We start from the raw sequence: 24,973 nt of genomic DNA on the forward strand, positions 1-24,973 counted from the left end.
GATGATGTCGACAATGGCGATGCGACTGGAGGCGGAAATACCGGCACTGCGACGCTATGCCTTCGCGCTTCTGCGCGATCACAACCGCGCCGACGATCTCGTGCAGGATTGCCTCGAGCGTGCGATATCACGCTGGTATCTGCGTCGGACCGATGGTGACCTGCGGGCATGGCTGTTTACCATCATGCGAAACCTGCACATTTCGGCTGGACGCCAATCCCAGCGACGGGGGCCACACCACGAGCTCGATACCGTCACGCTCCCCGGATCGCCCGCCGATCAGGATCATGGCATCGCCGTACGCGATATACTCGAAGCGCTCGATAGGCTTTCCGACGATCAAAAATCGCTTCTGCTTCTGGTTGGCGTCGAGGATCTGTCCTATGAGCAGGCTGCCGCCGTCATTGGTGTTCCGGTAGGAACCGTGATGTCGCGGCTGTCGCGCGCCAGGCAGAAATTCCGATCCATTCTCGACAACAAGACGCCCGTGACCTTGCGAAGGGTAAAATGATGAACACCGGTTCGCCGATTGGCGAAGATGATCTTCAGGCTTACATCGACGGAAAGCTGACGCCTGACCGGCAGGCGCTTGTCGACGCCTATCTTGCTGGTCATCCTGAAGCGAGCGCAAGGGTCACGCAACAGCTTGCGGATCGGGAAGCTTTGCGTGTGCGGCTGTCTGAGAAATTCTCGGAGCCCATTCCAGCGCGGCTGCGCATCGCCAACCTTCAGTCCAATGCAGCTTTGCGAAGACAAGGTTGGTATCGCTCCGCCATGGCAGCTTGCATCTTCTTGGGAATGGGCCTGGCCGGTGGCTGGTGGCTAAAGCCTGAAGGCGTGCAAATCAACGCAGCGCGATTGTCCGAGGCGGGTTTCGCCGCGAACGCATCTGACGCCTATCGGACCTTCGTGGTCGAAGTAGCCCATCCGGTCGAAGTTGGAGCGGATGACGAGGCACATCTGGTCACATGGCTGTCGAAGCGATCCGGCCGGGCACTGACGCCACCGAACCTTTCGGCATTCGGGTATAAGCTGCTCGGCGGACGCGTCCTTCCGGGCGGTGGCGCTGCGGCTGCACAACTCATGTACGAGGATGACAAAGGCGAGAGGCTGGCCGTTTATCTACGCGCCGGCCAATCAGCGCAGACAGCGTTCACGTTTGAAGAGAAAAACGGCGTGTCCAGCTTTGTCTGGGTGGATCAGGGGTTCGATTTCGCGGTATCCGCCTCGGTCGATCGGGCAAAGCTCCTTCCGATCGCAACTGCGATCTATCAAGGAATGATTTGAATCCGGTCAATCTCAGTGCGGTATCAAAAATGACTGCGGCATTGTAAGAACGCCGCAGTCAACTTGTTTTGGGGTTGCCCATAACAGGTAGCCAAACTGTTAGTTGCTCTGCAAGACCGCATTTGCTGACGGTTCTGTTCCCTCAACGAGGATAACCTTAGGTGTCTTGGAGGCTTCGCCCGGTTTGACGATGGAGCGGGTCGGACTGGTGGCAGATGCCATCGCGGCACCTTTGGCATCCGTCTTGAACGCCACGATCGGTTCCGGCTGACCTTCGAACAACAGCGCATAAGCCGTGTCCGGCTTCAATTTCGAAACGCTGAGATCTACGATATCGATCAGGCCAAGATTGCGCGAGACGACCATTCCGCCGCCTTGCGCATCTGCGGCAGGCTTCAGCATAAGTGTGATGTTCTCCGGCATGTCCTTGCGTGGTTCAAGGTTTTGGCGGCCATCGCCTGTCGGGACCGCATCCGGAACGTAGATCAGCGCTTGTGGGGCCTGGCCTGAGGGGATATGGGCGATCTTCTCATTCTTCTGAGTGTCGATCACGTCCACCGCGTCGCCGTTTTCGAGGCCAACAAAGACGCGGCTGCCGTCGCCCGAACCCCAGACACCGTGCGGCAAGGCGCCGACGGGAATGGTGGCTATCAGCTTGGCCTCGTCGTCCAGCGTGTAGACTTTCACGACGTTCTCGCCGCCGATGGTCACATAAGCCAGAGTTCCGGCGGATGTGTCGGCGAACGCCAGATGGTTGGTGATCGGACCGCTATCGATCACGCCCTTGACTTTCAATGTCTTGGTATCAATTCGCGTCACCTTGCCGACATCCTTGTGGGTTAGCCAGGCTTCCTTTCCATCTGGCGTCACCTGAATGAACGGCGAGAATGGCGAGACCACCGGAATGGATGCAAGCAGCTTTTTCGACGCGACATCGAACACCTGAACGACCGGATTGAAGCTGTTGGCCACAAAGGCGCGCTTGCCGTCTGGCGTAAAGATGGTCATGCCGGGACCGCTCTCGGTCTTGATGCGATCGGTCTCCTTGAATGTCTTCGCATCAATGACCGAAAGGTAATCCTCGCCACGCACGGTTGCCCAGACGTGTTTGCCATCCGGCGTGAAGAAGGCCTCGTGCGGGTTGCGGCCGATATAGGCGACACCTTTGATCTTGTTTGTCGCGGTATCGATGAAGGTCACGGAATTGGTCACCGTCGAGACGGCGACGATGGTACGGTGATCCGGCGAGAAGCCAAGGCCGTGGACGTTGACCTCACCCTTGTAAAGCGGGCTCAAGACATTCGGGCGTGGGTCGCCGAGCTTGATCAGGCCGAGAAGCGTGTTGGTCGATGGGTCGATGACAGATACGGTGTTGCTGTTCTGGTCAGCAGCATAGACCCGGTCCTTGGATTCGGGCAGGGCAAAGGCTGGCGTGCTCGCCATCAAGGCGATCAGCAGGGCTGCGGAACGTTTCATTTCGAAGTCTCCGGGTTGGCGGCGACGGAGCCGCGCTGTTGTGTGAGCATCGAATTCATCAACTGAATTTCGTAAGCCTGCTCTGTGATGATCGACTGGGCGAGGTTTCGGATTTGCGGATCTTGGGTGGTGAGCAACACGGCCTTGGCCATGTCGATGGCGCCCTGGTGATGCGGGATCATTTGCGCCAGAAAATCGTGGTCTGGATTGCCTGTTTCGGGTACCGCCATCATGCCGGTATGCATTTTGTCCATGGCCACCTTCATGCTTTTCGAGAACGCAGTTGAAGGGCCGCTATCCTCCATGCTCATCGCCGGTTGGTGGTCGTGGAACTGCTCAGCAGTTGCACTTCCCACAATGGCAAAACTGGCAACAAGTATGAAACTGTAAACGCGCATGGCGGAATCCTTTTGGCTTTAGTGGATAAGAACGCTGTGGGTCGCCGTTTATTCCACTGCTCATCCGTATTTGTTCTCACGTCGGCGTGAGCGGTTGGCACGCGCGGTGCTATACCGGTCTGCGCGAAGAACGACGGAACGCGGATGGTGACTCGAGGCGTGCCGAAATACGGCTTGTTCATATGCCGCCAAGAGGATCACGCGTGTTGGATCCAATCGGCCTGTGAACGATGTCTGAAGGACGATACTCGCAGCGGATTGCGGTATGGAGAATGAACGGCCGGTTGGAACAGGGCGAAAAAGCAGACATTCTAAGCCGTTCGACGACGGCGCCCAGTCGTCCGTCTTTTCAGAGGAAAACCAGCCTGGTCGATCGTAGGAAAACTTCCTACAGGGAATTCCGCCACTCTCAGATTTTGGTTTCACTCCAGGCTGGCGGTGGCTTTCATGACTGCTTTGGCGACCTCGTTGAAACTCATTTTAATCCGAACCTGTTGGCCGTTGACGAAAAACGATGGCGTGCCGGCGACTCCGAATTTTTTGTTCGCTTCGGTTGTCGCAGCATTGAGCTTGTCGAGATAGGCCTGATCGGCGACAGCGCGATCGAAACCTGCGCGGTCGATGCCCATGCTAGCGGCGATCTCGCGCAATGCATCCTCGGCGTTGGCGGCGCCGGCAATCTCATCGAATTTCGTCATGAAGGACGATACCGTCTCGTCGAATTTGTCTCGGCCCCGCGCATTCGCCAGCATGAAGATAACGGCATCCACCGAGTTTCGCACGAAGGGCCGGTACGCGATCTTCAACTTACCCGATGCGACATATGTATCCTGCAGTTTCGGCAGGTCTCGTTCATGGAAGTCGACGCAGTGGCTGCAGGTTGGGGAGGAATAGACGACCAGCGTGACTGGAGCGGTCTTCTGCCCAACGAAGCTGTCTTGGAATACGGCCGGGGTCATCAAATCCTGCACGGGTTCGGCCTCGGCCGATGTCACGCATCCTAAGGCAATGCCGACGATCACGGCCATCATACGAAACGTCATGTCTTCTCCTGTTCGGTTACGAGAAAAAACACTCCGGCATGAGCAATGCCGGAGTGTTTCGATCATCAGTCGGCCTTGAGGCAGGGCGAGACGAAGAGCGAGCGGTCAAGAGTGCCCTTGATCGTCTTGGCCACGACCAGCAGCCACATGCAGACAAGTGCTATAACAAGAACCGCGCCAAAGATTGCGATAGACGACATCGGCACCATCGTTGAGAGACGAAGCGTGGCGACGGCGAACACGCCAAGCGGGAAGGTATAGCCCCACCAGCCGATATTGAATGGAAGGCCCTCGCGAAGGTAGCGCAGGGTGATCAGGACAGCAGTCGCCAGCCACCAGATGCCGTAGCCCCACAGGAGGATCGCGCCGAGGAAGCTGGCGCCACCGAAGGCCGGAGCAACGCTCGCCAATCCATTCGCCGACAACACGGCGGGTCCGGTCTGGCTCATGACGAGAAGACCAAGCGCACCGGTTCCGATCGGGCCGAGAGCCAGCCAGCTCGAGGCGGCCATGTTGACATGCGGAAGCTTGTGGACCGTCATGCGCAGGAAGAGGATGACGAGAACGCTCATGGCGAGCGGGACCGAACAGGCCCAGAGAACCAGGCTCGTCATCAGCACCGTCAACTGCGTCTGAGCATCGCCGATATGGGGCAGAAGCAGACCACCGCTGACGGCCGCTACTTCGCTTGCCACGATCGGCAGCAACCAGACTGCGGTCATCTGGTCGATCGAGTGCGACTGGCGCGTGAACATCATGAACGGGATGGCGAGGCCGCAACAAAGCGACAGAGCGACGTCAAACCACCAAAGCGTCGTTGCGATCGACACCGCCGTGTCGCCGATATGTGGGATGCCATAGATCAGGAAGCCATTGATGATCGTGGCCAATCCCATCGGAATGCAGCCGAAGAACATCGACACGACGGAATGGGAAAAGACCCGTCTTGCCTCTTGGAAATAGAGCAGCCAGCGTGCCGCGTAGAGCGTTGTGCAGGTTGCAAACAGCAGGATATTGAAGAGCCAAAGCGCCTGACCCATCGCGAAAAGCCCCGGATGCCCAGGAAACTGTGCGAAGGCGACCGAAAGGATGCCGGTGCCCATAGTGGTCGCGAACCAATTTGGCGTAAAGTTCCGTATGACATGGCCTTGCATAGGAACATCCGAGGCTGGCGCTACCGGCTCCTTGAAGGCAACAATCTTGTGCATCGAATTTCTCCTGATCGTCGAGGAGAAAATACGTGGGTACAACGATTAGTTCCAACGCATAGTTCAGGATATTTCAATCGCCGTTTCCGATTGATCTAGATTTGCGGCGGCAGCTTCGAAAGCCGCGTGAAGGCGGTCGCGCAGCGTCCGCGAGGTATTGATCAGCGTCGGGCTCGGATGGGGGCAGAGGATCACCTCGATGCCGGCATCCACCAGTACATCTTCAGCACCACTCGCCACCGCGCCCGCCAGGACGGCGACACGTAGGTTCGGCAGCAGCGGCAGAAGGCCTGCAAGTCCCTTGATGCCCTCGCGCCGCTCGCTGGCCACGATCGAGCTTCGGGTTGCGCGGACCCACGGGACCGTATTCCACAGAACGATGTCCCGGCGCGATATCCCTGCGCCAGTCAGTGCCTTGCGCAGGTTCTTCGCCGTGCCGGTCGGGTTATCGATCGAAACGAAACGCTGGCCGCGTTCAACCGGACTTGGTCCAGGCGTCTCCAAAAGGATCAGCAGTCTTGCGCTGATACCGCCATCGTATGGATCGAAGTTCGGCATATCCCGGTCGGAGTTGAGCTGAACGTGCTCCCGGAAGGCGTTCAATGGCTGCATATGCGCACTGTCAAGCGCGGCCAACCGCTCCTCGCGTCGATGCTCGTGCCAGAGCGTATCAGGTCCGCGATAGGTCATCGTGTCTATTCCGACAACAGGGCTTCGAACGCATCGGCCGCCTTGGAGCGATACCGCTCCTTATGCCGGAGCAGGAAGAATGGGCGCGGAAGCGGAGAAGCATTGGCCTCGACCAGCAGGCCGCTGTTGAGTTCGGTCTGGGCAGCACTTCGCGATGTCAGTGTTGCCCCCATGCCGGCCTCGACTGCGCCGAGCACGGCCTCGTTTCCGGGCAGGACAATTGCAACGTTCAACGCCTGCAGCTTCAATTTCTCTTTCGTCATCATCGTCTCGAAGGCGAGCCGTGTTCCCGATCCGGGTTCGCGAAGAACCCATGTCGCGTCTTCAAAATCGGCCTTTCCGAGCTTTTTGCCTTTGGCCCATGGATGAGTTGGCGACACGACGAGGATCATCTCATCCGTGGCGATCATGCGCGACGACAAGGCCGGTCTGTCGACCGCGCCCTCTACAACGCCGAGCTCAACCCGCCCTGCCTCAACCGCGTCGCCTACCGCCTCGGTATTGCCGATCCCGACGTCGAGACCGAGACCAGGATAGCGTGTGTGGAACGTCGCAAGCCTGGAGGGCAGCCAATAGGCGCCAACAGTCTGACTCGCCATAACCGACAATTCCCCGCGCAAAAGTCCGGCAAGGTCGCTTAGCGCAGACTCGGCGGCTTTCGCTTCAGCCAAGACCTGAAGTGCATGCTCGAGAAAGATCGTTCCGGTTTGATTGAGAACGATAGAACGACCGATCCGGTCGAACAAAGCCACGCCGTGCCGTTCCTCAAGCGCGATGACCGCAGCACTGACGGCCGACTGCGTCATGTTCATCGCTTTGGCAGCCTTGGTGATGTGCTGTTGGCGGGCGACTTCGGCGAAGATGCGCAACTGGTCGAGGGTCATGAGGATAGCAACCTTGAATCGGCTCCGAGTTATAATCGATTTATCCGAATGTTCGTAGCAAAATTATGCGATGGAACTGATGCAGAATGGCGCTAGTTTTCTCCTACCAGACACGGAGGAAATACCATGCTGAAATCCATCATCACCGGCGCGGTGATGCTTGGCGCCACGACAGCACCAACGCTTGCCGCCGATATCCACGTCTATGGTCCCGGTGGACCACTCCCTGCCATGAAGGAGGCGGCAGCCGCCTTCGAGAAAAGCTCCGGCAACACGGTGATCGTTACCGCCGGCCCAACGCCGCAATGGATCGGCAAGGCTAAAGACAATGCCGACCTGATCTTCAGCGGCTCAGAGACGATGATGTCGGATTTCGTGAAGGCGATGGACGGCCAGATCAAGGACGCCGATGTCGTACCGCTCTACTTGCGTCCTTCCGCTATCCTGGTGCGTCCGGGGAACCCGGAGAAGATCACCGGCCTCGCTGATCTGTTCAAGCCCGGCCACAAAGTGCTTGTCGTCAATGGTGCCGGGCAGAACGGTCTTTGGGAAGACATGGCCGGCCGGACCGGTGACATCGAGAAGGTGAAGGCCCTTCGCGCCAACATCAGGACCTTTGCCGCCAACAGTGCCGAAGCCAAGAAGGCCTGGACCGAGGACAAGTCCTTCGATGCCTGGATCATCTGGAATATCTGGCAGGTCGCCAACCCAGAACTCGCAGACGTCGTCGAGGTCGAACCGGACTATCGCATCTACCGAGACACCGGGATCGTGCTGACCGAGCGCGGAGGCAAGAATGCCGACGCCAAGGCGTTTTCGGAATTCCTTCAGGGCACCGAGGCCAAGGCGATCTTTGCCAAGGCCGGCTGGACCACGCCCTCGAATAACCTTATCCCGTCTCAGGAAAGATAATGACAATGCAATCCACTCCCAAAAAGATCGCCGTGACCGGTGCTGCCGGCCAGATCTGCTATTCCCTGCTGTTTCGATTGGCGAATGGTGACCTTTATGGCAAGTCGCAGCCGATCGAACTGCGGCTGCTCGATTTGCCTCAAGCCCAGGACGCCGTTCGCGGCGTCGTCATGGAACTGGAGGACTGCGCTTTTCCGCTGCTACACAGCATCGTCACGACCGACGATCCTCGGCAAGCGTTTGACGGTGTCGACGCAGCGTTTTTGGTCGGGTCCCGGCCGCGGTCAAAGGGAATGGAACGGCGAGACCTGCTTGCAGCGAATGCAGAGATCTTTAAGGTGCAGGGGAGGGCGATCAACGAGGTCGCCGGACGACAAGCTAGAATTTTGGTCGTTGGCAATCCGGCCAACACCAACGCTTCCATCCTGATCGCCAATGCGCCGGACTTTAACCCAAGGCAGGTCAGCTCGATGATCCGGCTTGATCACAATAGGGCTTTGACTCAACTGGCGCGCAAGGTCGGCTGTGGCGTCGGCGACATCGATAAGCTCGTGATCTGGGGCAATCACTCGCCGACCATGTTTGCCGACTGGACCTACGCAACGGCTGCCGGCAGGCCCCTGCCGGACACCATCGGCGACGACCATTGGTACAAGGAGGTGCTGATCCCTGAGGTCGCAAGGCGGGGCACTACGATCATAGAGGCGCGCGGCGCGTCCTCTGCAGCATCTGCCGCCAATGCAGCGATCGATCAGATGCGTGATTGGATGCGTGGTACTGATGGGCGCTGGACATCGATGGCTGTTATATCGCAGGGGCAGTATGGCATACCGGAAGGGCTTGTGTGTGGCGTACCTGTGATGTGCAAGGACGGTGACTATAGCGTCGTTGAAGGTCTCGATCTGGACGGGTTTCAGAAAAGTATGCTGGACAAAACGATAGAAGAGCTTGTCGGCGAGCGCGACGCTTTATCCTGATATCGCGGGATGCGGAGGCTGGCACAAAAGATGTGCGGAGATTGCACGCCTATTCTCCGCCTAATTTTGGAGAATAGGCGCCAGCCTCAGAAGAGGCGAATGCCACCACGACGATCAGCGAGCTGCAGTTTGACGGGCCGGTTCGATTTTATCTTTCATAATCCGCTTTGACCGCCGAATGGGAAGGACGAAGCCCTCATCCAGATAGGCGTCGTCGGGAATGAAGCGCTCGAACAAGCGTATCCGGCTGGAAACCGAGTCGGTAGAACTGCGATCAAATCTCGTCGCCAAGGCCATTTCGGCGGATTGTTCGTCGCAAGGATATTCGCCACTGTACCGATAGAACGATTGATTATCTGTTCAAAGTATTGCGCTTCAATTGTCACCGGCTCCTTGGACGCCCGCCGCAGGTCATAAGCGCAAGAGGTGCAGACATGCTGGCCGACAAGCCGTGGCTGAGCGAAGGCAGTAATTCCGCGGTGGCACGATGGGCAACGGTCGCGTAATCCGCACCCGTGGATAAAGCAGGAGATTCTAGTCGAGTGTCGCCATCGCCTCCGAAAAATATGGGGGCTGATCAGAACCGAGGCACGCAGGACAGAATTGCAGCCACGTCGAAGCAGCACGACGGGCTTTGATGACCAGTGGTAGCGGCATGTGTCTGTAATCACATGGCTGCAAGGCCATTGACGACAATCGGTCTCTCGCAATTCCATTGAGGCGTGGCCGTAAACAGCCATATTTTCCTGGCGGCGAATCTCACATTAAGTGCCAAACAGAAGCCAGAGTCTCAAATTAAATGCCAAGTCTCAAATTAAGTGCCGGGCTATCTTACTGAAACTGTTAGGACTGGAATCTCACGATTAAATGCAAAACGACACCTTCAACATCGTGCATTCCTCCCCCTTGAAGTTTTTTGACGGTCTTAAGCCCTGTAGGCGACGAGAACGGCGCCTCCCGCGATCATCACGACACCGAGCCAGTTCGGGAGCGTCAGGCGCTCACCGAGAAGCAGCACAGCGAAAATGGACACGAACACCACGGACAGCTTGTCGATCGGCGCGACGCGGGCGGCGTCACCAAGCTTCAGCGCCCGGAAGTAGCAAATCCAGGATGCGCCCGTGGCAAAACCGGAAAGTACAAGAAATAGCCAGCTTCTGGTCGAGACCGTCGACGGCTCCTGCCAATTTCCGGTGATATAGACCATCGCGCCAGCGGCCAGCAGGATGACGATGGTGCGAATGAAGGTGGCGAAGTCGGAATTGACGTTTTCGACGCCGATCTTGGCGAAGATCGCCGTCAGGGCTGCAAAGCCGGCCGAAAGGAGGGCCCAGAACGGCCAGCTTGTAAGGAAGATTTTCATGCGGCTTGTCCATGTCCGGCCATCCGGATCAGCATGAGGCCGACAAAAAGTCCCGCCATCGACAGGACCAGCGAAAGAGCGACATATCCGGCAGCAACACCCCATTGCCCGCGTTCCCACAGCGTCACGGCATCCAGCGAAAAGGTCGAGAAGGTGGTGAACCCGCCGAGCAACCCGGTGGTCAGGAACAGGCGCAACTCCTGTGGCAGGCCTGAGCGAAACACGAAAAATTCCGTGAGCAGGCCCATGACGACGGAGCCGACAACATTGACGGTGAGTGTGCCGTAGGGAAAGCCGAAGCCGAACAGGCGCGCCGCTCCCATGTTGACGGCGTGCCGGAAAACACCACCGATACCTGCGCCAAGGAAACGATCAGATAAACCAAGATCGCGCCTCCTTCAGGATGTCGTGACTTTGAGCGCTTCTGCCGTTTCGACGTCGTGATGGACGACATCCCACTGTTCCAGGTGCTTGTAGACGATCACCTTGTGTTTCAGGACCGCGCCATGGGTCCGGCAGAACTCTTCGAGCTGGTCGCGTGATGCAATCATCTCGACGCACATAGTCAGATCCGGATTGGGGATCTCGAAGCCCTCGTCCTGAAGCTTACCGCTGTTCGAATAGCCAAAATGCGTATGGTGCGCGACGGCATTCTTGATGCCGGCCGACTTCGCCTGCACGACCAATTCCCGGTAAAGAGGCTTCGATCCGAACCAACCGCCCTTGCCGGGCGTCTTCTCACGCGGCTTCATGTAGATACGGACCATGCCAATTTCGGTAGAATGCAGCTTGTGTTGCTTCACGATGATGGGCCTTTCGTTGAGTGTTGCGGTTGTGGCGATCGACCGGAGACGGACCTTTCCGACGATTTCGCCGAGGCTCTGAGTCCGCATGTCACGCATGTGGCGAACCGAGATGTCGGGAGGAATATCGTTGGCGGCAGCGGTTTTCGGAACGCCGACGCGCTGCGACAGGTAGATGCTGGAATGGCCACTGCACAGATAGGCAACGAAGCAGGCGACAGCGAGGTAGACCGAATGGGTGGCGCCGAAGAGCTCAATCCCCATGATCATGCAAGCCAGCGGCGTATTAGTGGCGCCGGCGAAGACGGCCACGAAGCCAAGTGCCGCAAAAAGATCGACCGGTGCGCCGAGAACACCGGCCAGCGCACTGCCGAGACCTGCGCCGATGAAGAACAGCGGTGTGACCTCGCCGCCCTTGAAACCGGCGTTTAATGTGACGATCGTGAACAGCGCCTTCCAGGCCCAGCTCCAGTAATCCACGTGATTGGGACGGAAAAAGCCTAGGATCGTCGCGTCGTCGGGATTGGGGGACCAGACACCCAGACCGAGATATTCCCGCGTACCGAGGAGGTAGACGAGGCCCAGCAATATGGCGCTGGCGAGTACCGGACGCAGCGGCGCATAAGGCAGGATCGCCTTGTAGGCGGACGACGCGAGGTGGGAAAGTTCGGCGAAGAAATGGGCCGCCAGGCCAAAAGCCAAACCGGCAGTGACCACTTTGAGCAGGAGGAGGGCATCGAGGTGGAAACCGACCGCTTCTCCAACGCCGCCGAGATAGGCAATTGCGTAGTGGGTGTGGCCGATGCCCCATGCATGGCAGGTCCAGTCGGCAACGACGGCAGCCAGCAAAGCCGGCAACAGGGCCTCATACTGCATCCGGCCAATGGTCAGGACTTCGAGCGCGAAGATCGCGCCGGCAATGGGTGTTCCAAACACCGCACCGAAGCCTGCAGCAATGCCGGCCATTAGCAGAATGCGCACATCGCCCGGCGTCAGCTTGAACATCTTGCCAAAAGCGCTGGCCAGGCTGCCGCCGAGTTGGACCGCGGTTCCCTCGCGACCGGCCGAGCCGCCGACGAGGTGGGTAAGTACGGTGGTGACGAGGATGAAGGGCGCCATGCGCAGCGGCACGCCGCCGCCCGGCTCATGGATCTGGTCGACGATGAGGTTGTTGCCACCCTCCGCCGATTTACCGAATTTCTGGTAGGCCCAGACCATCGCAAAACCTGCGACAGGCATGCCGTAAATCAACCAGGGAAATTCGAAACGAAGCTCCGTTGCCCGGTCAAGGCTCCAGAGAAACAGGGCTACGAGCGAGCCGACGGCAGCAGCCATCGGTACGACGATCACGATCCATTTCGCGAGGCTACGGACCTGGGCGATACGAAGTCCGAAAAATGCAGAAAACGCCATCAGATGGACGCTCCCGCACGGTCACATTTCGTCTTGGAGGACAGGTACAGAATTCTAGGCACGACTCTACTCCTTCGCGTGTTGCGCGTTGAGTAGGAGTCATCAGCTTCATCGGGGAAGCGGTTCGGCGTAATGCCCGGCAGAATCCATTACCGTTGTGACTTCAATAGCCAATTGATCCGAATAATGTCAATCCCACTCACCATGGTGAGCGGGATTGCTTGGCACGGTGGCCACATCTTCGACCTGAACGCAGTTTTTTAAGTGATACCGATTTATCTCAGCACATATTTGGGGGGTGCGGAGGTCGGAGAAGGTCGCGGGAGAGTAATAGCAACTCAGACCGCACGCCTCGCTCGCCGGCCCGAGACGGTCAAAAAGACCGCACCCAAAAGACCGGACACAAGCGACCCCATCAGGATCCCGATCTTGACGTGATCCTGTACAACTGGATCGCTGAAGGCCAGCAGGCCAATGAAAAGGGACATCGTAAACCCGATTCCACACAGCAGGGCCACGCCGGTCATCTGACCCCAACTGGCGCTCGCTGGAAGATCGGCTAGGCCCAGTCTTACCAGAACGACCACTGTTCCCAGAACGCCGACCAGCTTTCCGAGCAACAGGCCGGCCGCTACGCCCATTGTGAGCGGCTCTTCGAAGACCGACATCGATAAACCGGCAAACGAAACACCTGCGTTGGCAAAGCCGAAGATCGGCACGATCGCGAAGGCGACCGGCTTGTGCAGCAAGTGTTCGAACCTGTGCAGAGGTGATTCATCGTGTGTGGCCTCCGGCGTCCCCGGCGTCAGCTTCAGCGGTATCGTCAACGCCAGCAAGACACCTGCAAGGGTGGCATGCACGCCTGATGCGAAAACCAACACCCACAGGACCGCGCCGAGGGCGAGATAGGGCCAGAGGGCCTTCACGCCCATGCGATTGAAGATGATCAGATTTCCAACGACGAGGCCCGCGCCAGCCAATGCGAGCAGGTTCAGTTCCGCAGTATAGAAGAGAGCGATAACCACAACGGCGCCGAGATCGTCGATGATGGCCAGCGCCGCCAGAAATATCTTCAGCGATGCGGGAACACGATTACCGAAAAGGGAAAGGACCCCAAGAGCGAAGGCGATATCGGTCGCAGTCGGGATTGCCCAGCCACGGATAGCTGTCGGGTCGCTCCAGTTGAAGTAGAGGTAAAACAGTGCCGGAAACAGCATGCCTCCTGCAGCAGCCGCGCCTGGCAAGACGCGCCGGCTCCAGCTTGAAAGCTGGCCGTCGAGCATCTCGCGTTTGATCTCCAGGCCAACCAGCAGGAAGAAGACGGCCATCAAGGCGTCGTTGATCCAGTGCTGGATGCTCAGCGGGCCGACATAGACGTGCAGCACATGGAAGTAGCTCTCTGCCAACGGCGAGTTCGCCGTGGCAATTGCCAGAGCAGCAACTGCCATCAGGATGATGCCCCCCGATGCTTCATTATCGAGGAACTGACGGAGAGTGGATTGAATGCGGCCCTGAGAAAATGTCGAAGACATGGGTTCGCGCTCCTTGTGAGAGGTTGATCGAAGTATCCGTCAATTTCGGGGGAAGCCCGCAGCGCACGCAGCACGCACTGTAAGCTTTAAACTAGGGTATTTGCTCGACGATTTCCAGCAGATTCGGCCCTATAGGGGCTTGGCCAGACAGCACTATCGTCATCACGCATTATTCGTACGCAAACGCGATCTGCAAACTTTTCGAAGCATCGGATTCGCGTCGAGCTGGAAAAGTTGAGCAGCGAGCCGGAAGTGTGGGTCATCACCAGCGTGGGGATTTGCAGCAATCGTGCAAGGAAAACGCGCTGATGTTCTGGAGTGACACTCGCCCCGCGGCACATCTGATCAATGCGATAATCCACCAGGTGCGCTGCAACGCTGATGATGACCTTTGACGCCTTGCGCAAATCGAAACCGCAGTGGACGCAAAAATGCTGGGGAACAAGCTTGCTTTGACCGTAGGCTTCGATACGTCTTTGGCAGGATGGGCACCGGTCGCGCAAGCCGCAGCGGTGGTGGCGGCAAGATACTTTGGTCGCCAAACGCCAGCTGCGGCGAAAATATGGATGCTCATCGCCAGCCAGGCATTGGGGGCAGTACTGCAACCAGGTTGAAGTCCCGCGCCGACCGCTGTTTCGTAACGGCAGCAAGAGCTCCGTCGGGATGCCACTTGCCAGGGTCATTGCCACGATCTGAGCGTGGGATACACCGGCATTTGCGCGAAGCAGGTTTTCGATGTCGCTCGAGGGTCTGAAATCGATGGCTGGTGACCACATGCCAGATCCAAGTCCGAAGACGCGGGCGAATCCACGTGGTGCAACACCGTTGGCATAAGCAAGGCGGTGCAGCCAGCTCGACAGCAATTCGTCGGTTTGCGGTAAGACGTCGATGGGCCACTGGTCGGAAACGACGTGACGGTATCTCCGTTGTATGCTGATTGTCGGGATACCAGCATCGCCCATCGTCATAACAGGTTGTCCCGTAAAGCCGGTAGGCGCCGCTGCGATATTGGTATGTGCCGCAGTTCGACGATGCCCGCCTTGGTGATACGTTCGGCTCCGGATTGTACCGCCGCGACGGCCGCTCTTGTGACGATGGTGACGGTCTCGCCTATCAAACCTTCCGATAACCTGAAGATAAGCCGCGCCGACGGCTCGCTGGACAGATCCGAGATCCTGGCAAGTGGCAACGCTGCTTCAAGGCTATCGAGCAACATCAGATAGGGCTCATCGTATTGCCATCGCGGGACTGCGACCAGATCAAAACGGCTTGCCATCTCGCTGGTGGCGTTGAGGAAGTCGTAGACGGATACGTCCCCGATCAGAACCGGGGCGATGTCATACTGACGGCCGATTCGTCGCAGGAATGCAAAAATCGCCTCGATGTCGCGCGCCCGTCCGCGCAATGCGTTGTGAAACTCGTCGAAGATCAACACCTTTGGCTTGAGATTTGCCAGCAAGTGATCCAGCTGTTCCGCCTTGCGGCTGACATTCCAAATGTCGCCCCCAGGAGCGTGGAGCGCCTGGAGAATGCTCGCGTAGAAATGGCCAAGGCCCGCGCCCTCTCGCGTCTGGACCATCCAAAGCTTCTGCTGGACAGATGTTCGCAGGTGTTCGACGGCAAACCGCTCCGCAATCATCGTCTTGCCATTGGCATAGGGGCCGACCAGCATCAGGCCCTGGGTTCGTAATGACGGCGGTCTTGAGAGTAGCTCGGTGAGCCGTATATGGCTGTCTTGAGCAACCTGATGTCCGATCCATCGTGGGGCACGGATGTAGGCGATCCGCTCATCCTGGTCGCGTTCAAGGTAGGATCGGACATGGTCGAGCAGATGGTCCGACATGCCATGCTACCAGTCTTCGACCGGTAGTCGGCTTTTCTGACGGGTGGGATGAGGTGAGGCAACGCGCGCCTGTTCCTGCATAGCCGCATAAGGCTTCTGCGACGCGCCCGCGTGGATACCGCGGACAGCAGTTCGCAACTGGCGTCTGGGTTGTTTCGCAGTCCCGACGATAGCAGCGATTTCGCGGCGAAACTCCACCCTTGCAACACTTGAGCGATGGTTTGCATCGCGCCGGCGGGCGCGCTCAGCCTCATGTTCCCATAGCGTCAGCGACGTAAGCCTGCCATCGCGCCGTTCGACGGGTCGGAAGTGTCTGCCTTCCGGATCCCGGACATAGATATGGCTGATGTCTCGAGGGTCATATCTTACTTCCAGCTTTCCCAGCCGGTCGCGCTGCGGAATGAGGCCGCCAAGCCATGACGCGTAATAATGTACGGCAAACATGCTGATCCCCTGCGGCGACAATCTTCTTTCCGTACCCGGCAGAAACGACAATAGAACGGTGTGTGGATCGTCATTGAAGCGCGGTAAAGCTGCGTTGTTGCGCTGCCACTCCGTATTCGGCACATTCAGTGTCTTGGTGTTTTCCTGCCGGTTGTGATCGAGGATGGCCAGCGCAACGCACCGCTCCAGGTCCGCGAATCCGAGACAGGCGCGCCGTTCCGAGGGATATTCATCGCGATCAACCACAGACCTTCCGGTCGAACCGCGATAGGTGGCGAGGATAGCGTTGAGTTTGCCCAGCAGTCGTTCGACCACGCCGCCTTGATGCACTCTTCCGCGGTCACGATATCGAATGCGGATGCCATAATCGTCGCAGCCACGCTGGAAAGCGTGCCCCTTGAATTCCATCGCCGAGTCGGTGACGAGTACCCGAGGCCTGCCAAATGTCGACCAGGCATGAGCAAGGCTACGGTTGGCAAGCCATTCGTCCTTCGCGCACATCGCATGGGCAAGGCAAAGTCCGACCGACAGAACAGATGGTTTCTCCAAAGTCAGGCAGAAACCTAAAATAACGCGTGATGCCACATCGGTCACGATCGTGAGATAAGGCCGACCCACAAACACGCCAGTTCCGTCAACGACCTCCACGAAATTGATATCAGCCGGAGTGTGATCGATCTGACAGACGTCGAGCGGGTGAGTTGCGTGAATATATCCTGGTCGTGGCCTCAGCCGGAGCAGGTGTTTCGGATTGGCTGACCGTTTCTTGGCGATCTCTTCAGCGCTAAACAGCATCGGGATACGTCGGGCAACCGTAACGTATGACGGCAAGGTCAGCCCGGCTTCCTCGCAACGAGCGCGGATTTCAGCCACGACCGGGGCAAGGGGCGGAGCTTCCAGTGTCAGCCATTGCTCGCGCAGTGTTGTCGCTATGATTGCTTCAAGTTTTTCTGACAGCCGCTTGCGGCGGCTTTTTGCGGTGCGCGGGAGTAAGGCTGTCACCTTCCTGTCCATGCGATAGCGGACGAGGAGATTGTAGATTTGTCGCCGCGTTAGCCGCAACTCGGCCGCCGCGCGCGAAACGGCCACCTGCTTCGGCCCGATGCCATCAAGGATCTTGTCCAGTTCGCGGGCCATGCGGAGCGCGACTGACCAATGCTCATCTGAGATCGCGCGTGTCGCCGGCAATCCCTGATCATGCAATTGCTTTGGCATGGGCAGACCTCGCTGAAATCCTTAGCGAAAAATCTACTGAAATTTATCGCCTAACCCTTACGTCCGTATGACAATTTCCGAGTTGAAAAATTAAACTAAAACCCACAGCCGGCATCGCGCTCACGCGTCTCGACGAGCGTATCGCCCGCTCGCCGGTCGGCCAGGGATGGATCGAACGATCCCAATTCACCGACGCCTGCGCCTCGCTGTGGATCGACGGCGAACTAGTCCATCTCGAAGACCTCGTTCTCCACGACGCTACGCGCGATATTCGCACACCCACCCACGAGCTGACCATCGCCCGCGACGTCCTGCGCACTCGCCGGCGCATCGCCGCGCAATCACCGGGCTGGGGGCTATCCGCAGAGGGTATCCGGACCTTGCGACAAACGTCGGACATCAATCCCGTTGGCGCAGACGAGGCGGGTGGCGCGGTCGGCAACATTCGGCCCGTGGTCGTAGCTGATTTGGAACGGGAGGGGGAAGATGGCGATGACGTCGAGATCCTTCCGGGTGTCGACTACGCCGCCATTGATGCGGTGCTCGCCCGCTCGGAAGCGGCGATCGAGAACGCAAGGCGGCCCGGCCGCGGCGGCGGCCAAGACAAAGATCCGATTATCTATGACCTCGACTGGGACGAGGATTCCAGGCTGGACGATTGGCGCGCCGTCCTCCGGCAGGCAGAAGACTTGCCGGCGGTGCTGCAGGCCATTATTGCCCTCGATGCCTGGAACGAACTCTCCGTCCTGCAGCATGCGCCCTGGCTTGGCCGGCTGTTTTCCGCCTCGATCCTGCGCCAGGCGGGCATCACGTCAGGTGCCCATCTCGCCGCCATCAATCTCGGCCTCAAAACCATTGCGGTCGATCGACGCCGGCATCGCGACCGCGAAACCCGGCTGCTGGCCATCGCCCACGGGTTTTTGGCGGCCGCGGAGATCGGCATAAAAGAGCATGACCGGCTGACGCTGGCGAAAACGATGATGGACCGAAAACTGGAAGGACGGCGGACGTCGTCAAAACTGCCTGAGCTGGCCGAGTTGGTAATGGCGAAGCCGTTGGTGTCGGCGGGGATGGTCGCCAAGGCGCTCGAGGTGACCCCGCAGGCGGCGCGGCGGATTGTTTTGGAGCTCGGCCTCAGGGAGATGACGGGCAGGGGGAGGTTTCGGGCGTGGGGAGTTACCTAGTCGTTGTCCAATTTAAGTGCGGTAAAATAGGTCAGCCACTGACGACTTCGACAACGCCTGCGGCAAGAAATGATGTCGCGTCATCAGCCATCTCGCCGCCGGAGCGGCTTCGCATGGTGGTGCCGCTTCGCGTCATTTCGTTCAGGGCCTTCCTGCTGGCCTCGGGCAGGGACTCCCACCAGCTTGGCCGAAGGAAGAGATTGTCGGTATGGATGAATAACAGTCGCACCAAGGCATCGGCTTTGCGGGTGTCTTCAACCGCGGCGAACGAATCTGCGAGCGCCTTCGCCGGGCCGTTATCGGTACCGATCCAGCCAAAGACAACGATGGTCTGCGATTCGAAGGTGGTCACCGTGAGTGTAATGTGGTCGAAGTCGACGCTTTCCCGGCCGAGCTGCTGCAGCGGCCTTCCCTGAAGGTCAAACTCTGGGTGGAACGCGCCACACGAGACGACCGGGAGGACCTGATCGAACCGGACGGCAACGTAGTGGAAGTCCTGGCGCTCACCGGACAGGAGTCGCTCATCCAACTGACCTTTCCACAGATCCATGTCGCGCATGCCGATCTTGATGCCGTCGATGATAGCGGCGAGGTGCGTTTGGATCATTGCCTGCTTCCAGAACGGGTGCCCGCAATCCGCCTCGCGTTGAATATCGGTATTCCTGAGTTGCGCCTCCTTTGCGAAGCGCTCATAGGCGATGGCACGATAGGAAAAGAGGAAGGCTGTGTCTTTAGTCAGCGACAACGTTTTGCCCTCGATGGGCTTGAAGAGCATAGTGTCGTGCTTACTGCAGAAACCCGGAAACACAGATGCGTTATTGACACCCACCTTGCGCGGCCGGGGGTTGCCGTCGGTCTCGATCATCTCCTTCATCGAGGGCTTCACGGTCAACACGTGACCGGCCTCAGCGATAGCGGCAAGACCGCCCTTCTTCTGTACGGTGTGAGCCTTGGTGATCGTTGCACTGCAAGGGTCGGCGGAAGGGTCGGGATGGGAGCAATAGCCATCCCGCAGTTCAGCAATCATCCGGGCTTCGATCTCGAAGATGTTGACGGGCTTTTGCTGCTCACGACGAAAATGGCACCATTTGTACTTCTTGCCGGAGCGGCACCAGCACGATTCATATGGGCCCATCGTCTCGACGGGCCGTATCGGATCAAGTTTCACTTTTGCTGCGTTAAGAGAAGAATGTTGTGCCATACTTTAATATAGTGAATTGGCCCACGCGCGTCGAGATTTCCCCATAGTCTCTCTAAAGAATTCGCGCCGGTCATGAAACCTCTCCGGAGCGCTACTCTACGGCAATGCGAGAGGCTTTTCCTATTGTTCTCACCATAGGTGTCCAGACGTTCGGAATGAGGTAGGAAGATTTCAGTCGAGGCTACATCATGAGACTTTCTCCCGCAGCCACGATGACAGGCCTGCGTCGAGCACCATGCGAGAAAGCTTTCGAGGACCAAGAAGTATGACGCCTGCCGGACTGCTTTCCTCGGCGATGTCGCCAGTGTGCCAGACGAAGAACATCCGGTCATAGGCATCGGCTTCTGCCAGGCGTGCCACATAGTCGTTCAGGGCCGCGGATGTGGCCTGCGATTTGACCTGAACGAAAGCGCGCTCCGCCGTGCTGGGCAAGATGAGCTCCAGGTCCACAGTCTTCTGCGTGCGCCCGACCTGGCTAACCCGGCGCCAACCGCTGGTCGAGAAAACCAGATCGACGAGGAGCTCGAAGTCCTGCCAGGTGAGAAGGCGCATCAGCTCCACGATCGCCGTCATCAGCGCACGTTCGGCCTCTTCGGCTGCGGCGACCTCGGGGGAGAGCTGATCGCTGAGCTTTCGCAGGAGATAGTCTCCCGCCCGAACATCGCAGATCGCCCCTCGGAACATCTGCACCTTCAGCAGACGTCCCGATAGCCGGTCGGCCGAGAGCAGGGTGCCGTTGACGCTTGTGTTGCGCCATCCTTCCGCGGTTTGACGACGGTGGCTGCGATTATCGAGCAATTCGACGGGGCCGTTGGGTCGGCACCAATACAGGAGTCCGCCGACGAACGTGATGAAGATCGAATGCTCGTCGGCCTCATAATAAGCCCGGATTTGATTGACGTCACGGGTCGCCGCGCCGGCATCACCGCGGATGGATTTCATTGCCTCCCAGACACCTTGCCAGTCGCCGCGAGCACACAGATCGTGCGGCGCCTCTCGATAGCCGAACCGCAGGACGCCATCGCGCAGGCTTTCGGCCTCCCAGTCTCCGCCGCGACCGAGCTTGATGTAGTAGAGGTGAGAGGCGGTGACAGCAGTCATTCGGAGATCAAGCCTCGCCTTCGCTTACTCTGTCGATCTCTGATCGGACGTGTTCGGCGATCCGATCGAGTTGCACGAGCAGAGCGACGTCGCCTGCCTCGGCCAATCGGTCCGGAAGGTGTCGTAGGTCGTCGCCCGCAAAGAGAATGAAGTCGTAGTACGGCGGCCAAGCCATCAGTGTCGTGCCTGCGGCGCTTGAGTCCCGCGCAAACACCTTTCGAACATCGTCACGCGAAGCGATGCCATTTGCCTGTTCGAATGAAAGGCCAAGGTCAATCAGTTGCTTCGCCAGACGCATCAGACAGAGGTCGACTAAGCCAAAGCGTTTCCACTTGGCGCGGACCCGGCTCAAGTCGGGAGCCGGTGAATCGCGATGAACGAACGGCGCCATCAATCCGCTCGAACCGAGCAAGCCACGTTTCAGGTATGAGCGTAGCCCCTCGTATCCGATAGCGACGATCTCCGCTGCCTTCGCCGTCGTGACGGTCTGTTCCATTGCGCACCTAATTCGGTTCTGTCAGAACCAATATGCGCCAATATAGAAATTGGTGTCAATAGGACCAATCTTCCTCCGGAAAGGAGAGGTTACCATGCCTACGGGGAAAATTTGAGCGTCATGCGGACGATATCGGGAGATGAAGCGAGGGCCCTGATCGAGAGCCAGTTGGCTGCGCACGGCCACGGCGTGTTCACCGTCCTCGCGCAGTATCGGCGAGATGACGCGGTGGCGGCATGGCATGAGACGATCCGGGCCGTCGAGGAATTCATCAATCTGCCAAGATTCGGGATCGCCGACGTTCGGCTTCGAGCTTGGTTATGCGCGATCCGATTGGACGGCGCTTTTGTTTCAAATCCGGGTCCGACATGGCTGGCCGTGCGTCAGGCTCTCGCGCCCCATCTCGAACCATCGGTCATTGCCCGGTTCACGCGGATCATGCTGTACGCCGGGGCAATGGGTGTGGCCTTTGCCGCGCATGGCCAGGACGCTCGTAGCGCCAGCATCACGCTCGACACGATCGGCGGGGCAGTCGATTATTTTCAATCGCGGCGACGGCACTTCGTCTCGCTGCTCTACACCATGCCCCATGCGTGTTCCGGCTCGCTGGTTCTTCAGCCCTATGATGCGCTGACCGTCCTTCTGCCCCAGGTCGAGCATAGCTGCATCGCCATCGCCGGCTTTCACCTTAAGCTTGCGCTCCTCGAGGCGCTGCCGGATTTCAGCCTGGAGGTCGACGGCATTGGTGCGATGGCCAGCCACGACTTTGAGACCTTGGACGACTATTTTCTTGAGCCGGAACGTGCGTCGATCCACGTCATGGCCGAGCTGCGCGGCGATCAGTTCGAAATGCCGGCCATGGAACCGGTGGATGGCCGGAAGATTTTCTCGACCGCCGAACTGCGCAACGGCGTCAAGCTGATCGGCGCGACCTATGAGGCGTTCGGCCTCAAAGATTCCGCCTTTTCCGCCATGGGCATGCTGGTGGTCGCCTTCGCCCGCTATTCCCGAGACGATTACTATGTCCAGATCGAGAAGGATAAGTTTCGCTCGATGCTGCGCGCGCAGAACGAGTTGAATCCCGCCGAACTCGAGACGCTGCTGGTGAACATACCCTCGGACTACGCAACCAACACCAACGCCTATCAACCGTTTCTGGACCTGGGCGATCGGGTTGTCTCGAACGTCAATCTGCTATCGCGCTTCCTATACGCGTTCAAGAATGTCCACCTCGGCAGCCGCCGACGCTTTCAGATTCACGCCGGCTTCATTTTTGAGGACATGGTCAAGCGTGACTTGGAGCGCATGGGCTTCACCGTCACGAACATCAAGCGCATCAATCGGAAGGAATTCGACGTCGTCGCTACCCATGACGGTGTCATCTTCAACATTCAATGCAAGAACAACTGGATCGATCTTTCGAAGATCGAGGCTGAACGTAAACTGTTCGTCCGGTATAATCGATCTCTGACGAATTACTATTCACGAGCGCTGAAAAAGGAGCGCGGCCGCGAGCATCTGCTCAAACAGGAACTGACTATGGACAAGGTCGTGCATTACGTCGTCAGCCGGTTTCCGGTCATCGGCGCCGACGCAGCGGTGATCAACTACAATCAGATCGAACGGCTTCGTCCCGCCGGTCGGGTGGGCGAGTGACGACCGGCCTTGCAGACATCGGCGAGCTGCTAGCGCGGTTCACGGGTCCGGACCTGACACGAACCCTCGCTCGGATCGAGAGCGGGGTTCGCGGCGTAACGGCGGAGGGCTGTGCGAGCTTTCTCGAAAGCGCGGGGGCGGGTCGAGAGGCACTGGCCGCGGCGGCGGAAATGAAACGCCTGGCCGGCCAAATCAACGTTACGATCCATGCGCTCGGCATCCTGTTGTGCCTTCCACACATCCTCGAACCGGATGAGCGGGTGGAATATGTGTCCCTCGGCGCTGGAAACACCGGACGGGATTTTGATCTGGAGACCAATCTGCGGGTCGCCGAATTCAAGTTCATCCGATGGCGGGGCGGCGCGGAATCGATCCGCCAGAATTCGGTGTTCAAGGATTATCTGCTGCTCGCGGAGCATCCTACGGGGAAACGGAAGCACCTCTACCTGCTCGGAACCGAGCACGCGCTGAAGTTTTTGCGAGGCGGCCGGGCGCTATCGAGCGTGCTGAGCCGGAATGACAAGCTGCAGAAGATGTTTTCTAACCGCTTCGGCGAGACGTTTCGGACCGTCGGAGAGTATTTCGCGGCCCACGCCAACGCGGTGCGGATCGATGACGTCTCGCCATGGCTTTCGGAACTGGCCGAAGAGCTGATTGCGGAGCCGGATGCTGAGTCAAACGATTAGGGCGCTGGTCGGGTGACCCTGGGACGGTACGCGCCGCGTTCGGCCGGTGGACGTGTCGCGGTGAGGAGGGCTTCCTCGGCATTTTTCTGCTGTCCCACGAAGTCCATGCGATTGGCGATATAGGCTCCGAAGGCTTTTGGATCGTCAGCTGACGGCATGGGTGCTGCGTGGGCGAGCGGCAGAAATGCAGTCAGCGCGATGCGATAGAGCGGTGCGGCATACTCGAAGATCGTCCGTTGCGGCGTCGAAAGGACGAGATTGCTGCGCTCCACCGGGTTGCCGTGGAGGAAGTCGTTTCGGCATTCGTAGAGCACTTGGTAGAGCCACGATGCCAGAGTACGCTTCACCTTTGTTTTTCCGCCCGTGTCGTGCGCGAGCTGGCCGCTCGCGGGGATTGCCCAAGGCGTGCGCTCGATCATTTCGAACACCTTATCCCGGTTAGCTTGGCCGCTTCCGCCGGGATGCACGAGGATCTCGAATGCGCTGACCCAGAGGGAGACGACGCGCCCGACGTCGTAGAACGTCGTGTCCGTTCCTGCTGGCAGGAGCGAAGCCTGATACGCCATGTTGAGCGAACGCATCAGCGCAACATCTTCCCAGGCGGGCTCCGCAGCTTCATAGCGTCGACGCCAGCGCGCCATGAGTGCCGTGAGCATCGGTTGATCGATGTCGCCTTCGCCAAGAGACGTGCGGAACAGAGCCGGTGATGACTGACCCTTGAAGCTGGAAACTTCATGCGTGCCGAGGATGGCCGGTGTGCTGCCGATCACATCCTCATAGTGTCGGTCAAGCATCCAAGGGTAGATCGAGAAGGCCTCACCGAAGAGGACCCGATGCCCGCGCGGATGTCGGAGTTCCAGCGCGCGGCCGTAGGTGAGCGCAGAGAGCGCGATAAGATCGCGAAAGCTCGCCAGCGCCGAGACGTCGCGAAACATCGGTGGCGCCGACGTGTTCAGGATCAGGACGACGGGTTCGAACTTCTGCCCGAAGTTGTCGGCGAAACGGTTGAGGAAACGCCTGAGCATCGGGTGCGTGCGCTTTAGGGTCGCGACGCGACGATCGTGTGCGGGGGCAAGCGCCGCGATGTCGCAGCCAATCGCACCTTCCAGCGGAATATTAGGAAGGACGAATACCGGCGTCCACTCGGCGGTCATGATCTCG

At 58.7% G+C, this 24,973-nt stretch carries 24 protein-coding genes and 1 riboswitch; of the genes, 7 read left to right on the forward strand and 17 right to left on the reverse strand.

Annotated elements, in window-relative coordinates:
• Positions 1-4 precede the first annotated feature (4 nt).
• Positions 5-511 carry a sigma-70 family RNA polymerase sigma factor gene (locus GA0004734_RS21745; protein WP_042617877.1) on the forward strand — a complete coding sequence of 169 codons (507 nt, stop codon included), beginning with the start codon at positions 5-7 and terminating at the stop codon, positions 509-511.
• Positions 508-1,287 carry an anti-sigma factor family protein gene (locus tag GA0004734_RS21750; RefSeq protein WP_042617846.1) on the forward strand — a complete coding sequence of 260 codons (780 nt, stop codon included), beginning with the start codon at positions 508-510 and terminating at the stop codon, positions 1,285-1,287. The genes GA0004734_RS21745 and GA0004734_RS21750 overlap by 4 nt, the downstream gene beginning before the upstream one ends.
• 99 nt (positions 1,288-1,386) lie before the next feature.
• Here GA0004734_RS21750 and GA0004734_RS21755 read toward each other — a convergent pair whose 3' ends face one another.
• The 6 genes from GA0004734_RS21755 to GA0004734_RS21780 all read right to left on the reverse strand — a co-directional run bounded on the left by GA0004734_RS21755 (position 1,387) and on the right by GA0004734_RS21780 (position 6,986).
• Positions 1,387-2,763, reverse strand: a complete 1,377-nt coding sequence (locus GA0004734_RS21755) for a YncE family protein (protein WP_092937832.1) — start codon at positions 2,761-2,763, stop codon at positions 1,387-1,389.
• On the reverse strand, positions 2,760-3,161 hold the full coding sequence (locus tag GA0004734_RS21760; protein ID WP_042617848.1) for a DUF305 domain-containing protein: 402 nt from the start codon (positions 3,159-3,161) through the stop codon (positions 2,760-2,762). Before GA0004734_RS21760 ends, GA0004734_RS21755 begins: the two co-directional genes overlap by 4 nt.
• A gap of 422 nt (positions 3,162-3,583) precedes the next feature.
• Positions 3,584-4,204 carry a DsbA family protein gene (locus GA0004734_RS21765; RefSeq protein WP_052496827.1) on the reverse strand — a complete coding sequence of 207 codons (621 nt, stop codon included), beginning with the start codon at positions 4,202-4,204 and terminating at the stop codon, positions 3,584-3,586.
• A 65-nt stretch (positions 4,205-4,269) separates the two neighbouring features.
• Positions 4,270-5,412, reverse strand: a complete 1,143-nt coding sequence (locus GA0004734_RS21770) for a TDT family transporter (protein WP_082249874.1) — start codon at positions 5,410-5,412, stop codon at positions 4,270-4,272.
• 63 nt (positions 5,413-5,475) lie between these two features.
• Positions 5,476-6,048, reverse strand: a complete 573-nt coding sequence (locus GA0004734_RS21775; RefSeq protein ID WP_207903056.1) for a uracil-DNA glycosylase — start codon at positions 6,046-6,048, stop codon at positions 5,476-5,478.
• Between the two features lie 59 nt (positions 6,049-6,107).
• The gene (locus GA0004734_RS21780) at positions 6,108-6,986 is read right to left on the reverse strand and encodes a LysR family transcriptional regulator (protein WP_042617850.1); all 879 of its coding nucleotides are present in this window, start codon (positions 6,984-6,986) and stop codon (positions 6,108-6,110) included.
• A 126-nt stretch (positions 6,987-7,112) separates the two neighbouring features.
• Here GA0004734_RS21780 and GA0004734_RS21785 point away from each other — a divergent pair, with 126 nt between their 5' ends.
• Positions 7,113-7,898 (forward strand): substrate-binding domain-containing protein, encoded by a 786-nt coding sequence (locus tag GA0004734_RS21785; protein WP_042617851.1) that lies wholly within the window; start codon positions 7,113-7,115, stop codon positions 7,896-7,898.
• A 5-nt stretch (positions 7,899-7,903) separates the two neighbouring features.
• A complete protein-coding gene (locus GA0004734_RS21790; RefSeq protein WP_042617880.1) occupies positions 7,904-8,875 on the forward strand; it encodes a malate dehydrogenase in 972 nt (323 codons plus the stop codon).
• A 925-nt stretch (positions 8,876-9,800) separates the two neighbouring features.
• Here the strand turns inward: GA0004734_RS21790 and GA0004734_RS21795 are convergent.
• From GA0004734_RS21795 to GA0004734_RS21825, 7 genes are all read right to left on the reverse strand, one after another.
• Positions 9,801-10,238, reverse strand: coding sequence for an EamA family transporter (locus GA0004734_RS21795; protein ID WP_042617853.1), 438 nt, complete (start codon positions 10,236-10,238; stop codon positions 9,801-9,803).
• Positions 10,235-10,561 (reverse strand): fluoride efflux transporter CrcB, encoded by a 327-nt coding sequence (crcB, locus tag GA0004734_RS21800; protein ID WP_082249875.1) that lies wholly within the window; start codon positions 10,559-10,561, stop codon positions 10,235-10,237. Before crcB ends, GA0004734_RS21795 begins: the two co-directional genes overlap by 4 nt.
• Positions 10,562-10,636: 75 nt before the next feature.
• Complete coding sequence (locus GA0004734_RS21805; RefSeq protein WP_042617855.1) at positions 10,637-12,454, reverse strand: voltage-gated chloride channel family protein; 1,818 nt, start codon at positions 12,452-12,454, stop codon at positions 10,637-10,639.
• 86 nt (positions 12,455-12,540) lie between these two features.
• Positions 12,541-12,617: riboswitch (Fluoride riboswitch) on the reverse strand.
• 175 nt (positions 12,618-12,792) lie between these two features.
• On the reverse strand, positions 12,793-13,986 hold the full coding sequence (gene nhaA / locus GA0004734_RS21810) for a Na+/H+ antiporter NhaA (RefSeq protein ID WP_042617856.1): 1,194 nt from the start codon (positions 13,984-13,986) through the stop codon (positions 12,793-12,795).
• Positions 13,987-14,072: 86 nt separating this feature from the next.
• Complete coding sequence (locus tag GA0004734_RS21815) at positions 14,073-14,954, reverse strand: TniQ family protein (protein WP_052496828.1); 882 nt, start codon at positions 14,952-14,954, stop codon at positions 14,073-14,075.
• Positions 14,951-15,829, reverse strand: coding sequence for a TniB family NTP-binding protein (locus GA0004734_RS21820; RefSeq protein WP_042617857.1), 879 nt, complete (start codon positions 15,827-15,829; stop codon positions 14,951-14,953). The genes GA0004734_RS21815 and GA0004734_RS21820 overlap by 4 nt, the downstream gene beginning before the upstream one ends.
• A 6-nt stretch (positions 15,830-15,835) precedes the next feature.
• Positions 15,836-17,488 carry a Mu transposase C-terminal domain-containing protein gene (locus GA0004734_RS21825; RefSeq protein ID WP_042617858.1) on the reverse strand — a complete coding sequence of 551 codons (1,653 nt, stop codon included), beginning with the start codon at positions 17,486-17,488 and terminating at the stop codon, positions 15,836-15,838.
• An 89-nt stretch (positions 17,489-17,577) separates the two neighbouring features.
• Here GA0004734_RS21825 and GA0004734_RS21830 point away from each other — a divergent pair, with 89 nt between their 5' ends.
• Positions 17,578-18,672, forward strand: a complete 1,095-nt coding sequence (locus tag GA0004734_RS21830) for an RHE_PE00001 family protein (RefSeq protein ID WP_092937834.1) — start codon at positions 17,578-17,580, stop codon at positions 18,670-18,672.
• Between the two features lie 31 nt (positions 18,673-18,703).
• Here GA0004734_RS21830 and GA0004734_RS21835 read toward each other — a convergent pair whose 3' ends face one another.
• From GA0004734_RS21835 to GA0004734_RS21845, 3 genes are all read right to left on the reverse strand, one after another.
• Positions 18,704-19,840, reverse strand: coding sequence for an SEC-C domain-containing protein (locus GA0004734_RS21835; protein ID WP_245292578.1), 1,137 nt, complete (start codon positions 19,838-19,840; stop codon positions 18,704-18,706).
• A gap of 219 nt (positions 19,841-20,059) precedes the next feature.
• The gene (locus tag GA0004734_RS21840; RefSeq protein ID WP_245292579.1) at positions 20,060-20,815 is read right to left on the reverse strand and encodes a restriction endonuclease; all 756 of its coding nucleotides are present in this window, start codon (positions 20,813-20,815) and stop codon (positions 20,060-20,062) included.
• Positions 20,816-20,981: 166 nt separating this feature from the next.
• Positions 20,982-21,470 carry a hypothetical protein gene (locus tag GA0004734_RS21845; RefSeq protein WP_092937839.1) on the reverse strand — a complete coding sequence of 163 codons (489 nt, stop codon included), beginning with the start codon at positions 21,468-21,470 and terminating at the stop codon, positions 20,982-20,984.
• 120 nt (positions 21,471-21,590) lie between these two features.
• Here GA0004734_RS21845 and GA0004734_RS21850 point away from each other — a divergent pair, with 120 nt between their 5' ends.
• Entirely contained in the window at positions 21,591-23,126 is a 1,536-nt protein-coding gene (locus GA0004734_RS21850) for a hypothetical protein (protein WP_092937840.1), read from the forward strand.
• Positions 23,123-23,812 carry a hypothetical protein gene (locus GA0004734_RS21855; RefSeq protein WP_092937842.1) on the forward strand — a complete coding sequence of 230 codons (690 nt, stop codon included), beginning with the start codon at positions 23,123-23,125 and terminating at the stop codon, positions 23,810-23,812. Before GA0004734_RS21850 ends, GA0004734_RS21855 begins: the two co-directional genes overlap by 4 nt.
• On the opposite strand, the gene GA0004734_RS21860 is transcribed toward GA0004734_RS21855, so the two are convergent.
• The gene (locus GA0004734_RS21860; protein WP_092937844.1) at positions 23,809-24,966 is read right to left on the reverse strand and encodes a hypothetical protein; all 1,158 of its coding nucleotides are present in this window, start codon (positions 24,964-24,966) and stop codon (positions 23,809-23,811) included. The genes GA0004734_RS21855 and GA0004734_RS21860 overlap by 4 nt on opposite strands.
• Positions 24,967-24,973 lie beyond the last annotated feature (7 nt).

It is taken from the genome of Rhizobium sp. 9140 (genome assembly GCF_900067135.1).
GTDB lineage: Bacteria > Pseudomonadota > Alphaproteobacteria > Rhizobiales > Rhizobiaceae > Ferranicluibacter.